Source organism: Botrimarina mediterranea, assembly GCF_007753265.1.
GTDB classification, from domain to species: Bacteria; Planctomycetota; Planctomycetia; order Pirellulales; family Lacipirellulaceae; genus Botrimarina; species Botrimarina mediterranea.
The window spans coordinates 438,574-453,198 of record NZ_CP036349.1 but is presented as its reverse complement, the minus strand read 5'-3'; the positions used below and the strand labels follow the sequence as shown (position 1 = coordinate 453,198).

Annotated in this window: 13 protein-coding genes; 8 read left to right on the top strand and 5 right to left on the bottom strand. The window is 66.5% G+C overall.

All coding sequences use genetic code 11. The features are described 5' to 3' along the window. Positions 1-81: 81 nt before the first annotated feature. Positions 82-891 (bottom strand): c-type cytochrome, encoded by an 810-nt coding sequence (locus Spa11_RS01760; protein ID WP_145106021.1) that lies wholly within the window; start codon positions 889-891, stop codon positions 82-84. A gap of 171 nt (positions 892-1,062) precedes the next feature. On the opposite strand from Spa11_RS01760, the gene Spa11_RS01755 reads away from it, so the two are divergent. From Spa11_RS01755 to Spa11_RS01720, 8 genes are all read left to right on the top strand, one after another. Beyond that, complete coding sequence (locus Spa11_RS01755) at positions 1,063-1,566, top strand: MarR family winged helix-turn-helix transcriptional regulator (RefSeq protein WP_145106017.1); 504 nt, start codon at positions 1,063-1,065, stop codon at positions 1,564-1,566. Between the two features lie 78 nt (positions 1,567-1,644). Next, positions 1,645-2,226 carry a YceI family protein gene (locus Spa11_RS01750; RefSeq protein WP_145106013.1) on the top strand — a complete coding sequence of 194 codons (582 nt, stop codon included), beginning with the start codon at positions 1,645-1,647 and terminating at the stop codon, positions 2,224-2,226. Positions 2,227-2,344: 118 nt separating this feature from the next. Beyond that, positions 2,345-3,298, top strand: a complete 954-nt coding sequence (locus Spa11_RS01745) for a hypothetical protein (RefSeq protein WP_145106010.1) — start codon at positions 2,345-2,347, stop codon at positions 3,296-3,298. A gap of 118 nt (positions 3,299-3,416) precedes the next feature. Beyond that, positions 3,417-3,929, top strand: coding sequence for an RNA polymerase sigma factor (locus tag Spa11_RS01740; protein ID WP_145106008.1), 513 nt, complete (start codon positions 3,417-3,419; stop codon positions 3,927-3,929). After that, positions 3,926-5,305: a hypothetical protein gene (locus tag Spa11_RS01735; protein WP_145106005.1), complete on the top strand. Its 1,380-nt coding sequence runs from the start codon at positions 3,926-3,928 to the stop codon at positions 5,303-5,305. Before Spa11_RS01740 ends, Spa11_RS01735 begins: the two co-directional genes overlap by 4 nt. Before the next feature lie 116 nt (positions 5,306-5,421). Then, entirely contained in the window at positions 5,422-6,783 is a 1,362-nt protein-coding gene (locus tag Spa11_RS01730; RefSeq protein ID WP_145106002.1) for a serine hydrolase, read from the top strand. Between the two features lie 136 nt (positions 6,784-6,919). Then, positions 6,920-7,861, top strand: a complete 942-nt coding sequence (locus Spa11_RS01725; protein WP_145105999.1) for a rhomboid family intramembrane serine protease — start codon at positions 6,920-6,922, stop codon at positions 7,859-7,861. A gap of 72 nt (positions 7,862-7,933) precedes the next feature. Then, positions 7,934-8,842 (top strand): TIGR01777 family oxidoreductase, encoded by a 909-nt coding sequence (locus Spa11_RS01720; RefSeq protein ID WP_145105996.1) that lies wholly within the window; start codon positions 7,934-7,936, stop codon positions 8,840-8,842. Positions 8,843-9,221: 379 nt separating this feature from the next. Here the strand turns inward: Spa11_RS01720 and Spa11_RS01715 are convergent, their stop codons facing one another. The 4 genes from Spa11_RS01715 to Spa11_RS01700 all read right to left on the bottom strand — a co-directional run bounded on the left by Spa11_RS01715 (position 9,222) and on the right by Spa11_RS01700 (position 14,488). Next, entirely contained in the window at positions 9,222-12,326 is a 3,105-nt protein-coding gene (locus tag Spa11_RS01715; RefSeq protein ID WP_145105993.1) for a hypothetical protein, read from the bottom strand. 38 nt (positions 12,327-12,364) lie between these two features. After that, positions 12,365-12,715, bottom strand: coding sequence for a hypothetical protein (locus tag Spa11_RS01710; protein ID WP_145105988.1), 351 nt, complete (start codon positions 12,713-12,715; stop codon positions 12,365-12,367). 48 nt (positions 12,716-12,763) lie between these two features. Further along, on the bottom strand, positions 12,764-13,261 hold the full coding sequence (locus Spa11_RS01705) for a KdsC family phosphatase (protein WP_145105983.1): 498 nt from the start codon (positions 13,259-13,261) through the stop codon (positions 12,764-12,766). Between the two features lie 126 nt (positions 13,262-13,387). Then, positions 13,388-14,488, bottom strand: a complete 1,101-nt coding sequence (locus tag Spa11_RS01700; protein WP_145105980.1) for a KpsF/GutQ family sugar-phosphate isomerase — start codon at positions 14,486-14,488, stop codon at positions 13,388-13,390. Between the last annotated feature and the right edge of the window lie 137 nt (positions 14,489-14,625).

Sequence of the window (14,625 nt, the reverse complement as noted above, 5' to 3'; positions counted from 1 at the left end):
GAGCCGCGCTGGCGTCAGCCCCCGGAGGGACCCTAGCACCCGCTGCACTCCGGGGGCTAACGCCACCCGGCTCGCCTTTTGCTACGGCGCCGCATGCGGCTTTTGCGTCCCCAGGTGCTCCTCCAGCACGAACTCCGGCCGCTCTTGCGAATTGACGTACGCCGCGATGTCGAGCGCCTCTTGCTCGGTGAGGATCGGCTCGCCCAGCGGCATCGCCACTTTCAGCCACGACGCTAGCTTGACGTTCTGGCTGAGTCCGGCGCCACGGTTGTACGAGCGATCGCCCCACACGGGCGGCCCGTCGTCCGAGCCCAACCCGTCTTCACGATGGCACGCCGCACAGTGCGTCTCGTAGAGATCGGCGCCGCGATCAACGTCCGCGGTGGCCGGGTCCAAGCGGACCGGCTCAACCGCGTTGGGGCCGAGCGGCTGATCGGGATTCATCGCGATGGACTCTCCCTGGGAGAGCCACGTGATGTAGGCGCTGATGGCGACGGAGACTTCGCTCCCGTTCGGCGGTCGGATGCCGTTCTCGCTCCGCATGAAGCAGTTCAAGACGCGGTCCTCGAGAGTGATCACACGATTCTCGCGCGGCGACCAGGCGGGATAGGCCGTGGCGACACCGAGGAAGCTTCCGGCGGTTGGATGCTCGCCGTCGTCGAGGTGGCAGGAGGTGCAGTTCAGGTCATTGCCGACGAAAGGCGCCGACAACGGATGGTCACTGGTCTCGTTGACGAGGCGCCGCCCTAGCTCGACGGCTTCGCCCAACGGACCCGGGGGTAGTTGTCGCGATGGCTCGCTCGACGGGACTTCCGCGCCCAAGGCGGACACAAAAGCGACCGCGAGAATTGGCGCCAGCAAGGCGGCGTTGTGGAATGTCTGCCTTCTCATCCGGTCGTTCTCAGCTGGCTGGGAGGGATCGGTCATTCGTTGCTTGCATCTTATCCCTGTCTTATCCCTGCGATCCGTATTTCATGTCACCCTCCGAAGACCCGCCTTGTCAAACCCTCCGCAAAACGATATTTGTTAGAACAAATAATCGGCCGCCGCCGTACCCCTGCCATGCCTAGCCTTGCCCAAGAGCTCCGCAAACGCCACGAGTTCGCCCTGCCCGAGCAGGAGGCGACCTTGAACATCGTCCGCACCGCCACCCGCTTGATAGAGGCCGGCGAACGTGTCTTGAAGCCCCACGGGATCAGCGGCCCGCTCTACAACATCCTGCGGATCGTCCGCGGCATCGGCGGCGACGGGGTCCCTTCGGGCGAGATCGGCGTCCAGATGGTCACTCCCACGCCCGACGTGACGCGGCTCGTCGACCGCCTGGAGAAGCTCCAGCTCGCTGCCCGCTCCCGCAAGGAGGGCGACCGCCGCGTCGTACTTGTCCGGCTGACGCCAAAAGGCCGCCGGCTGCTTACCAAGCTCGACCCGATCATCGAACAGATGCACCGTGACACGCTCGGCCACCTCACGCCCAGCGAGCTCCGCTCGATCAACGAACTGATGGTCCGCGTCCGCGACTCGCCGGCGCTCGGCAAGCCGAGCGGATGCCAACCAACCAAGGATTAACGCGGCCACAACGTGGACGCTCCTGCCGTGCTGCCCCTACCGTGCTGCTTAGTCGTTTCCCAACCGGAGATTTGAAGGATGCTCACTCGCCAGTTGCTGTTGTCCGCGGTCGCTGTTGTTGCCGCCGTTCCCACCACCCGCGGGGCGAACTTCGAGGTGGATCCCTCGCACACGTCGGTCGTGTTCAGCGTCAGCCACCTCGGCTACAGCTACACCTACGGCATGTTCCGCGATGTGAAAGGGACGGTCGAGTTCGACAAGGCCAGCCCCGAGGCGAGCAAGTTCAGCTTCACGATCGACGCGGCCAGCCTCAACACGATGAACGAGAAGCGGGACGAGCACCTCAAGGGCGCCGACTTCTTCAACGTCAAGCAGTTCCCGCAGATCACGTTCGAGAGCACCGCGGTCGCGCCCGCCGCGAGCTCCGATGGCAAGACGCTCTACAACGTCACCGGCAAGATGACGATGCACGGCGTCGAGAAGGAAGTGACGCTGCCGATCGAGCTGCTCGGCGAAGGCGAAACGCCGTTCAACGACTACCGCGCGGGCTTCATGTGCCAAACAACGCTGAAGCGTTCGGACTTCGACATGGACTTCATGGTCGGCCCGATCGGCGACAGCATCGGCGTCACGGTGAGCTTTGAAGCCGTCAAGAAGTGACACACGAGCTGTAGGAGGCGTCTCCGACGCCGATTACGCGCACCACACCGTTTCGGCCAGGAGACCGTAATCGGCGTCGGAGACGCCTCCTACAGATTCAAATTTGGAGATGTAAGCGATGTTAGGACCGGCCGACATTCTGGTGGGGGGCGTCCTGCCCGGCGCCGCGGCGCTCTTGCTGCGGCAGGTGCTGCTCCGAGCGGGATCGTCGGACCGCGTCGCGTGGCCCGTGGCGGTTGGCGTCGCCTACATCGTGGGACAAGCCGCGCTGACGGCGCCGCTCGGGAGCGGCGCCGCCGGTTGGGTGGCCGGGTTGCCGCCGGCCTTCACGAAGTTCTTCTCGCCGAGCGAGGCGAGCCAGTGGCTCCCCGCCGCCGTGGTTGTCGCGGCGATCGTTGCGATGCTTGCCAGCGGCGGCCGCACGACGCGCTACGTCGCCCTCACGCTGGGCGCTCTGCTCGCGATCGGCTTGCCGCTGCGGATGTTGTGGGGGAGCGTCTACACGCTCTCGCAGTGGTCTACTGGCGAAGCGATTGCTTGGATTGCCAGCTTAGCCGTGCTGCTCTTCGCGACGGGGTGGCTGCTGACTCGCCAAATGAGCGACGCAACACCGCGCGTCGCGTTGCTCCGTGACTGGTTGCCGGGCTTGGTGATGGTCGGCGTCGCGATCGTGCTGGCGACCTCCGGTTCATTGTCCTACGCAAGACTCGCCGGCGCCGTGGCGGCCGCGCTGCTCGGCGCCGCGCTCGGCGGCGCCGGCATCCAGGGGGAACGCCGCCTCGGCTTCGCAGCGGCGGGCCCCCTCGTCACGACGCTCGGCGGCGGGATGCTGCTGCTCGGGTACTTCTTCGCCGAAGTGACGACCGCCAACGCCCTGCTCCTCCTGGCCGCACTCGCCGCGACAGGTCTGCCGTTGCCGACGCTGGCCGCCAACGGCTGGTCGAACTTCGCACTGCGAGGCGCGTTGTGCCTGGTGCTCACCGGCGCCGCGGCGGGATCGGCCGGGGTCGCCTTCTCAAAAGCCATGGCCGCCCAGGCCGCCGACCCTTACGCCAACTGGAAATCGGAGTAGGGGCGGCTTGTCATTCGACTTTTCTTTGCACGCCGTGTAACAACGGTGGCCGTCGCGCTACCAATGCGGGTAGAGACGACCGAAACGGCCGCCCGGCCGCTCCCTGCAAGGCCGGCGGATGCCCGTCCCCGATCGACAAACCCGATTCCGCGAACTGCTTGAGCGGAGCCACGCCCGCTGGGTGGGGATCGCGCGGGCGTACGCCCCTCCGGACGACCGCGAGGACTTGTTGCAGGAGATCGCGCTACAGGTCTGGCGAAGCCTGGAGAGCTTTGCGGACGCCTCGAGCCTCGACACCTGGGCGTACCGGGTCGCCCTCAACACCGCGCTAGCTTGGCGTCGCAAGGCGACCACGCGGAGCACGAAGTTGAAACAGGCCAACGACGACGTCGGTCAGCTCGCCGGCGCCGCCGGTGAAGCGGGCGAACCGAACGTCACCGCGGTGCTCGATCGATTCCTAGCTGCGCTGAACGAAGCGGACCGGGCGGTGATGCTGCTGCATCTCGACGGCGTCGCCCAGACCGATGCGGCCGAGGTGCTCGGCGTCGAGTCCGGCGCGTACCGGACGCGTCTGCACCGTATCCGGAAACGTTTCGAAGAGGACTACTGTCAAGCGGAGGGCGAGCGATGAACTTCGACCAGCTCGGCCAGTCTTGGCGCGATGAGAACAAAGCAGCAGTCAGCGAGGCTCCCGCGGAGGAGAAGCGGCTGGAACAGTACGTCGCGACGACTCGCGCAACGGAGCGGTTTGCGGCCAAGGTCTTTCGTCGCGACCTGATCGAGACGGCCGCAGGCCTGTTCGTGATCTATGCGTTTGGCTCGATGCTGTGGGAAGGGAAGGTGATCGCCCGAGCCACGTTGCCGATGGTGTCGGCGGCCGGCATGGTGATCAACATCCTCGGCGCGATTTACGTTATCTATCGCCTCCATCGCACGAGAACCAGCACGCCGACACCGCGACTCGATGCGTCGATGCGGGAGTATTGCGACAGCGAGATCGAGCGGGTCGAGAAACAAATGGCGATGCTTAGGTCGGTCCACATCTGGTACTTGGGACCGTTCTATGTCGGCGTGCTGCTGGTTTTTCTTGGCGTCGATGGCCCCGGCGTCGAGTTCGTCATCATGTCCGCCGTCGTGACGGTTCTTTACGCGTTCATCGCCGCGTTGAATCGTTTCGCCGCCTCAACCGTGATGACGGACCTGCGCGATCAACTCGCATGGCTGCGTGATTCGCTGGGCTCGGCGACAGCGCCGGTGGGCGAGTTGCCCGAGACGGCGGATCACTCGAAGGCCGCCAAACGGTTCGCGTTTCGCTGGTTTTTCGCTTGCCTAGGAGTGGGGCTCGGCGGGATCCTTTTCGGGTGGCTAATGGACGTGGAGTACCCGAAGCGATCCCCCTTCGACGCGGTCCGCTGGCAAGGTGAGGCGCCCGAAGTGCGTCTCGAGGAAGAGTGGTTCCGGCTCGTGTCGATCGATGGCGTGGCGGTTGATGAAATCCTCGCCTCCGGGAAGCAAAACTACCATGACAGGTGGCGGATGCGCTTCGAGGAAGACCTTGTCGAGTTGCTAGCGCGAATGGGCAACAAACCGGGCGACACGGTTCGTCTGGTGGTTCTACCGCTCGGATCCGATGACGAAATCGTTCTGGAAGCGGTCCCGATGACCGAAGAGAAACGCCAGTCGATCAAGCGATCTCCCCAGAGACGAGAGGTCGCATATCGTTGGTTCGCGGAAAGTTTCCCAGAATCGTCCGACGTGATGCGACGCCACGTTGGCAAGTACCAGTTTCCTTCGGGACATGTCCTCAACATTGCGGAATCGGACGGACAGCTTACGGCGCAGCTAACAGGGCAGGAGCCTTTGGTGCTTCTCCCTCGCAGCGAGTCCGAGTGGGACGTCCAGCTCGTCGACGCCACTCTGACCTTTAAAGTCGACGGTGCGGGCAAGAGCGCCGCCGTCGAGCTGTTTCAGAACGGCGGGCGGCAGATCGCCAAACGGTTCGAATAAGCGCGATCGACGCGCAGGCGCCCATACTCAACGGATTCGTTCCCAAGACCAATCGCAAGTCAACGAACAAGCTACCATCAAACCAACGCCCCCTTCCATTTACACCGGTTGACGCCATGCGACTGCCTCTGACTTTTGCCCTTCTCGTCGCAACTGGAACCGCCGCCGCCGAGCCGCTCGAGACGACGATCGACCGCCTCGCTAAGCCCTACGTCGATAGCGAGACCGTCGTCGGCATGACCGTCGGCATCCTCCGTGGCGACGACCAAGCCGTGCGTGGCTACGGCCGATTCTCCGCGGACGACTCGCGCACGCCGGACGGCAAGACGGTCTATGAGATCGGTTCGCTCTCCAAAGTCTTTACAGGACTGTTGCTCGCCGACGCGGTCGTGCAGGGACGCGTAACGCTCCACACGCCCGTCAACCAGCTCTTGCCGAAGGGCGTCGAGCTGCAGCCGCATGGCGATCAGTTAGCCGAACTCTGGCACCTCTCGACGCACACGTCGGGCCTACCCCGCCTGCCCGACAACCTGGCGCCGAGCGACCCCAACAACCCCTACGCCGACTACGACGGCAAACGGCTCGGCGCGTTCCTCAATTCGTACCGGCCACGCAAGCGCCCGTGCGAAGTGATCGAGTACTCGAACCTGGGCGCCGGCCTGCTGGGTCTTTGCTTGGCTCGTGAGCAGAAGACCGATTACGCGTCGCTCTTGCAGAAGCGCATCGCCAAACCGCTCGGGCTCAGCGACACAACGATCAAGCTCGACGAGGAACGTCGCGATCGCCTCGCGCCGCCGCACACCGAAGGGGGCGTGCCGGACCACAACTGGGACTTCGAGACGCTCGCCGGCGCCGGCGCGATCCGCAGCACCGCCGACGATATGCTCACCTTTGCCAAAGCGTTTCTCGACCCGCAGGAGGGCGAACTGCGCGAAGCGATCGGCCTCTCGTGGTGCGTCCATCAGAAGCCGATCGAGGACAGCGACTTCGCGATGGGTCTCGGCTGGCACGTCGCCCGCGACGACCAGACGCGGTGGCACAACGGGCAGACCGGCGGCTACCACTCGGCGCTGTTTATCAACCGCCCGCTCAAGGTCGCCGTCGTCGTGCTCACCAACACCGCGACGATGGAAGTCGATACGCTCGCGCAAGACTTGGTGCGGGCGCTCGCCGGCGCCGATGTGAAACCGCGCGAGTTCGAAGTCAGCGACGACGTGCCCGCAGAGGTCCTCGAGCGCTATGTCGGCAAGTACCGGCTCGCCCCCGGCGCCGAGTTCACCGTCACCACCAAGGGGGGCAAGCTACTGGTCGGCCTCACCGGCCAGCCCACCTTCCAGGTCTTCTCGCGCAGTGAGACCGAGTGGTTCTACAAGGTCGTCGAGGCGACGCTCACCTTCAAAGTCGACGGCAAAGGCAATTGCACGGCGGTCGAACTCTTCCAGAACGGCGTTCGGCAAACCGCGGAACGGATCGAATAGCCCGCCTTACCAAGGGCCTTCTGGCCCGTAGCTGCCCTTTCCGAGCTAGGCTCACTACGATAGGACCGTGCCGACGGCCGCCCCCACTCCGGGAGGCGGCGGAGGTCCCCGGAGACAGTAGGCAAGCAGCCGAGAGATGGGCATCTACGACCGCGACTACGAACGGAGCTACGACACGGGCAGCGGCTGGCGCGACAGCTATGGCGGCGGCCGGGGCGGCGGCTTTGCTAGCTGGACCGCCAACAGCAAGCTGCTGGCGGTGATCGCCGGCGTCTACGTCGCCCAGGTGCTGCTGAACCGTCCCCTTCAAGGACAGTTCAGCGATTACCTCTCGCTACCGGCCGACGTCTGGCGCGAGCCGTGGCGTGTCTACTCGCTGGCGACCTATGCGTTGTTGCACAGCACCCAGAACGTCTTCCACGTGTTGTTCAACGGGCTGGCGCTGTTCTTCTTCGGTCGCATTATCGAGATGCGTCTCGGCGGGCGCGAGTACCTGACGTTCTTCTTCGCCGCCGCGATCTTCGCCGGACTGACTTGGTGCGTCGTCGAGAACATTACTTCGGGCGGCAACCCGCGCGGAATCTTGCTCGGCGCCTCCGGCGGCATCGCTGGCATCTTGGTGCTCTTCGCGTTGTGGTACCCGCACGTTCAGGTCTACCTCATGGGCATCCTCCCGGTGCCGGCTTGGGTGATGGCAATCCTGTTCCTCGCCCAGGACATCATGGGCGCCGTCAAGCAATCGGGCGACGTCGCCTACACCGCGCACCTTGGCGGCGCGTTCTTCGGCTTCGTCTACTTCCGTTACGGCATGCGGCTGTCGGACTCGCTGCCCCGGTGGAACAACGGGCCGGGGAAGGGCGGCGTCGGCAAGTCTTTCAAGTCGCTGCTCAAGCGCAAGCCGAACCTCCGTGTCCACCGCAACGACGACGATGACGACAGCGCGACGAGCGATCCCGCCGAGGACCGCGTCGACGAGATCCTGCGGAAGATCCAGGCCCACGGCCAGGCGAGCCTGACCCGCGAAGAGCAGCGGATCCTCGAACAAGCAAGCCGCCGCTACAAACAACGCCGCCCCTGAGCGGCTATAATCCCGACCGGACGAGCCGATCGCCCCCCCGCCCGCTCCCCCGCCCTCCTGGAGCAACCGACCATGTCTACCTCGCGCACGATCGCTATCACCGGCGCCTCGGGACTCGTTGGGACCGCGCTAGCCGAAGCCTTCGCCGCCGACGGCGTGCGTGTGCTACGGCTCGTGAGGCATCCGGTCTCCTCCTCGGCTGTTGACGAGGTCTACTGGAAGCCGTCGTCGGGCGAGATCGACGCGGCCAAGCTCGAGGGCGTGGACCTCGTCTTCAACCTCGCCGGCAAGGGGATCGCCAACGACCGCTGGACCCCGGCGGTGAAGAAGCTGATCATCGACAGCCGCGTCAACAGCACACGGCTGATCGCTAAGACGGTCGCGGGTTTAGAGAACAAGCCCCGCGCGCTGGTGTCGGCGTCGGCGATCGGCTTCTACGGCGACCGTGGCGACGAAACGCTCGACGAGGACTCGCCCCCGGGCGAAGGCTTTCTCACCGAGACCTGCCAGTGGTGGGAGAACGCGGGTGCTCCGGCCTGGGAGGCGGGCGTCCGCGTCGCGCAGATGCGGCTCGGCATGGTGCTCAGCCCCAAGGGGGGCGCGCTGGCGAAGATGCTGCCGATCTTCAAGCTCGGCGCGGGAGGCGTCATCGGCAGCGGCGAGCAAGTGATGAGCTGGATCGCGCTGCCCGACCTAGTGCGCGCGTTGCGATTCGTCGGCGACGTCGAGGCGATGCATGGCGCGATCAACGCCACGTCGCCCGAGCCCGTCACCAACCGCCAGTTCACCAAAACGCTCGGCCAACATCTGGGCCGCCCGACGCTGCTCCCCGTGCCCGAGTTCGCGCTGAAGATGGCGATGGGCGAGATGTCGGAGCTGCTGCTCGACAGCGCGCGGGTGTTGCCGAAGCGACTCAGCGAAGCGGGCTTCGAGTTCGAGACCCCGGGACTCGCCACGGCGCTGGAGCGGTTGTTGAAGTGACGGCCGGCGCGACGTCGGACTCCTCACTTAGCCCCCGGTCATTGAACGGGGGGGAATTGGGGCGCCCGTGGTCCATTGAAAAGGTCCCGACGGACCCCGCCGGACCCGACCGCGCCACATCGATTCTGAGGGCCATAACGGACCCTAGAACGCGTCCGTTCGCGCCCTCTGGGTAAACCCTCACCTTGGACCGCAACGCACGCCAGGGGCCTCTACGCGGCTCCTGCGCGACGCCCGCTTTTTTAGGGCTTTTTGTCGCTTCTCGCCGGCTTTTGCGTTGCTTTTAGCCACGTCATTTAGCCCCCGGTCAATGACCGGGGGCTAAGTGTGATGGAGGGCAAGTGCGATTGGGGATCAATCGCGGCGCCGCGTTCCTCACTCAACGCGGCGGCGGCGCGGGGCGAGTCGCGCTTACCGGCGGTTGGTACTCGGCGCCGCGGATGTCTTCGAACGTGGTCCGGCCGAGCGTGATGTAGTGCGTCAAACGCTGCCCCGACATCGGGACGGGTTGCTGCTGCCCGTTCTGTTGGAGCCAGAGCTTGGCCAGCTGCGTGCCGTCCCCTTCGAGAATAGCGCGGTCGGCCGCTTGCGAGTAGCTCGCGCGGACCGCCTCGGCGATCGCGCCGCCGCCGTCGGCGCCCATCGCCGCGTCGATCCGCACGCCGCGCATCGCCACCAGCTCGATCGGCCCGAACGGCGCGCCGGTATCGCCGCCGCGGCGCACCGAGAAGGCGGGGTCTTCGAGCACCCGCAACTCTTCGCAGCGCAGCTCGACCGAGTCGGGCGGCACGCCTTCGGGCGAGTGTAGCGGCAGCTGATGGTCCCACGCCAACACCGGCCCGTAGACCACCTGCACGTTGCCGGCGAACTGCGCGCGGCGTTCGAGGTAGTTGCCGGCGATCCCGTTGTTGAAATCCACCCGCAAGAAGCGGAGCCCGCCCTTGTCTTTGTCTCCCACCGCGGGGCCGCTGAACGGGCCGCCGCCGGCGCCGGCGAGCCGCACCGAGCGGATCGTCCCCGGGCCGCGGCCCGTGACCGCGCCGGTGAGCCGGTTGATCGCCAGCGTCTTGGTCTGCGCGCGTTCGTGCGAGGTCTGGCCCGCCTCGTCGGCGCCGCGGTAGTCGATCGTCACGCCGCCTCCGCACTCGACCTGCGCGACCTCGACCGCGCCGCCGCCGGCGTGCGCGCCGGTCCGCAAGTCGATCGGTTGGGCGAGCGTCGCGGTCATCTCGGTGCAGCTGAGCCAGCCGCCCGCGGACTCAGCAAAGACCTCGTCGGAGAGAACCAATTTAGCGCCGTCGAACCGCATCCCGCCGCGCCAACGCAGCGTCGCCTCGCCGGCGAACGGCGTCGCGCCGTTCTGCGAGGGGAGCAGCAGGCGGGCGTCGCCGTGCCCCTCGGTCCACGCTTGGCCAGCGGCTTGATCGACGTGCAGGTCGTGGACCCAGACGTTGAGGCCTTGCGACTTGATCTCGGCGAGCCCGTGATGCTCGGCGCCGGCGGCGGGCGGAGCGTCGCCGGCCCCGGTGAGCGTCAGCCGCGCGCCGCCGGGACGGTCGAGGCGATCGACACGCAGCTGCTGCCCGGCGATCTGGAGCGGCTGCTGGCCGTCGGCGCGGGGCTCTTCTTCGATGCGGACGCCGCCGTTGCAGATCATCGCCACCGGCGTCGCGCGACGGCCGGCGAGACCGACATCGATCTGGATCGACTTGGTGCGCAAGCGATAACGCTGGCCGTCCGACGTGGCTAGTTGCTGCTGGGGTGTGGCCGCGGCCGGCGCTGGGCCAAACGACGGGCCCGTGACGACGTCGCCGTTGTCCCGGGGCGTCTCGCTCGGCGGCAGCGGCCGCATCAACGCCACGAGGTCGTCGGCATAGCCTTCGACGTCTTGCCCGACGAACTCCACCGCGCCGATCGCATCGACGCGGTTCACCAGCACGGCGCCCTGCTGGCCGTTGCCGGCGGTGAGCTCGATCGCGGGCCCGTCGGGGCCGTCGGCGGCGACTTCGCTGAGATTCGCTACGACGCGGTCCGCGCGGATCTTGCCGAGCCCCGCGGCGGCGAACTCGGGACGCCCGAGCATCGTCAGCATCGGCTGACCGCGGTTGTCGCGTCGCAGCACGACCGCGGGCTCGCCCTTGGGGACCTCGTTCCATCGCGCTTGGAAGTTGCGCTCGGGCTCGTCGGGCGAGGGCGTCAGCTTCAGCCAGCCCGGTCCCGCGGCGAGCAGGTCGCCCACCACTTGTGGCGAGTCCGCCGGTGGCGACGTGTACTCCAGCACCGGCGCCGACGCTTCGCTCAGGCCGTGCGCCAGCAGCGCGGGCGAGCCTTCGATCCGCAAGCGGCGATCGGCGATCCAGCCCCGCAGCCGCCGGCCGCGCACCGACGCCTGCCGACTCGGCGAGTCGAACCGCACCGGCGCGCCGACGGCTTCCACGAGTCGCGGCGTCATGCCCGAGAGGAGCTTGCCCTGGCGACGGGCGATCTCTGGTTCGTCGGCCGGGTCGATCTCCGCGGCGCCGCCATCGGCGTCGCCGAAGTGCAGCCGCAGCTCGCGGCAGTACAACTGGTCGGGCTCGGCGCCGGGGTTGCGCAGCGTCGCGCGGACGTCGTCCTGCAGCGAGGCGATGAAGCGGGTGAAGTCGAAGCGGAAAGGCCCCTGCGACGTCAGCTCGAGCGGCCCGGAGGACGCGGCCTCGTCCTGCGCGGCGCCCCTCGGCATGCCGACATTCGTGTCGAGCTTGCCCGTGCTGATCAGCGCCTGAACCTGCTCACGGATCTCGAGCGTATCGACGCCGGTGATCGGCATCGACGAGCCGCTCGCGCCGGCGTGGGGTTCGGTCAGCAGGCGGACCTCGAGCACCTTGCCCCGCGCGCGGTGCGGACCGATCCGCAAGTCCACGGCGGCGTTGGTGGTGATCATCGCTTGGTTGAACCGCACGTCGCGGGTGACGATCCGCAGGTCGTCCGCCGGGCCCGCTTCCTGCATGTCGCTGTGGATCAGCACCTCGCCGGTGAACTCGCCGGCGACGGGGCGGCCGATCTGCGTGCTGGTGAAGCTGAGGCCGTCGGGGCTGTCGAACTGGATGCGCGAAGGGTTCGGCGCCTCGGCAATGATCGCGTCCCGCGGCGGCGGCTGGTTATGCACGTACGGCGTCGGGAACGCCACGAGCACGCTGCGGCTAATCTCGATCCGCCCGCCGCTGATCGGCTTGAAGTCTTCCAGCACGAGCACCAGCGGGCCGTACTCGTACACCTGCGGCGTGCCACGCAACGCCCAGTGTTCGGTCGGCAGGTAGCTAGCGAGGAGCTTCTGATACCGCTTCACCGCGCCGCCGCCGACGTCCCACTCCGGATCGCTTGCCGGGTCAAAGGCGCGCAACGCGACCCCCGGCTCGACAATTGGCACAACAGCCAGCACGTAGAGCTGGTACGCCACGAGTGTGGCGGCCAGGGCGACGGCGGCGTTGACGAATCGCTTCAAGGGATTTACCGCGGAGTGCGCGGAGGACGCGGAGATGCTTAAGAGACCGCGAGATGGTTCGGCAGCGGCTGGTTCTCGCTAGGCGACGGCGTTTCAAGCCGCGGCATCTTAAAGTCGGATTTTATGGGTTGGGGCGCCATTGGTGGAAAAGTGACCCGAAGTCCTTTTCCAGGCATGACTCGGTAGCTGTTTTGAAGTCCGTTCCCCCACTCATCCGTTAGGAGCATCGGTTCAATGACTTCACGGGTGAGTGGGTAAAGATTGCTGAGCACTTCTTCACGAAACGAGAGGGACTCGTCTGCTTGGCGGCACTTGCACTTCATCCCTTCATGGGCGTAAGCAACCGACCCCGGAACAACCATCACCGCGACAAGTAGAAGCCGAATCATCGCTTACTCTTGGTTTACGAACTCCGGGTCCTCCGCGGTGAATCCCCTTCACCCGTGCAGTGGCCCCGTCGCTTCCTCCCAGCGCCCCGACTCCTTCAGTAGCTTCTCGACCACTTCTCGGAACGCCCCACGGCCGCCGGGCTTATGCGTCACGTAGTCGGCGGCGGCGAGCAGCTCGTCGGCGGCGTCGGCGACGGCGACGCCGAATCCCACGGCCTTGATCGCCGTTAGATCAGGTAAGTCGTCGCCGATGAACGCCATTTCTTCGAGCGAGACGCCCTCCGCGGAGGCGATCTGCTCGACGATCGGGAGTTTTTCTTTCACGCCTTGGTGGATGATCGCAATCCCCAAATCGTTTGCGCGGTAGGCGACGACTTGCGATGAACGACCGGTGACGATCCCCACCAGGCCGCCTGCCCGCTGGAACAGCTTCACGCCCAGCCCGTCGCGGACGTTGAAGGTCTTCAGCTCGCGGCCCTCCTCGTCGAACGTCATGCCGCCATCGGTCAGCACGCCATCAACGTCAGTAAGGAGGAGGCGGATCATTGAGGAGGGGTTAGGGGCTGAGGGGGTAAGGGGATGAGGGAAAGCTTGAGTACGCATTTAGCCCCCCGTCATTGACGGGGGGCTAAGTGAAACTTGGGGCGATGTGAAGGTTCAATCACCATCGAATCACCCCGCCGCGAAGACATCTTCGCCCGGGAAAATCCGCACCGCGGGTTTCGCCGGCCGTTTCGGCACGGGCGTCTCGATGTCGCCGACTTCGCGGGCGACCACGTCGGTCACGTCGACGAGGCCGACCGCCTTGCCGGCTTCATCGACGACCGGCAGTTCGCTGAACTTGCGGTTGGCGAGCACCGTCACCGCTTCGCTCATCCGCGCGCCGGCGTGAATGGTTGTCGGCTTGCGGACCATGTACTCGCTGACCGGGTGGTCGAGCGCTTGCAGGTCGCACTGTTCGAGCAGTCGCGCGAGGTCGCTGTCGGTGAACAGGCCTTCGAGCAAGCCGTCGTCGTCGACCAGCATCACCGCGCCGGTGCGTCGGCCCGGCTTGCCGGTGGCGACCAGGATCTCACGCACCGTTTGTGTCGCCTTCGCGACGCGGCACTGCGCCAGCGGCCGCATCTCGTCTTCCACCAGCGCGAGCTTGCGACCGAGCGCGCCGCCCGGGTGGAAGCGGGCGAAGTCTTCGGCGCGGAAGCCGCGGATCGAGCTGAGCACCAGCGCCAGCGCGTCGCCGACGGCGAGCATCGCGGTGGTGCTGGTCGAGGGCGCGAGGCCGAGCGAGCAGGCCTCGTCGAGCTGACCCAGCGGCAGCACGACCTTCGCCGCGCGGCCGACGGTGCTCTGCGTGCTGGCCGTGATCGCCAGGATCGGCGTGCCGAACTCGCGCAGGCTCGGCAAGAGTTGGATGACTTCGCCCGTCTCGCCCGACTGGGTCAGCATCAGCACGACATCGCCGCGGCTGATGCGTCCGAGGTCGCCATGAAACGCTTCGGCGGGATGCAGGAAATGGCTGGGCTGTCCGGTGGAGGCGAGCGTCGCAGCGATCTTCTGGCCGATGAGGCCGGCCTTGCCCATGCCGGTGACGATCACCGAGCCCTGGCACGACTCGAGCAGCTCGATCGCGGTGGCGAACTCGTCGCCGAGTTGCTGCGAGAGTTTCCAGAGGGCAATCGCCTCGAGACGCATCACCTCGCGCGCCGCGGCGATGCGTTGGGGTTTGGGGAGCGAATTGGCTTCGCTCGCAGGGGTACGCAGGACTGCGTTCATGGCTTCGTCGTCCGTGACGGCGCCGGGGTGGGACGGATAGAGGGAGGGCCCCGCAGGGGAGCGGGCGTCGGAGTGTAGAGGGAGCGCTCCGTTCCAACAACGCCGACGCGGAAGCGTGCTAGCAAGAAGAGTGAGGC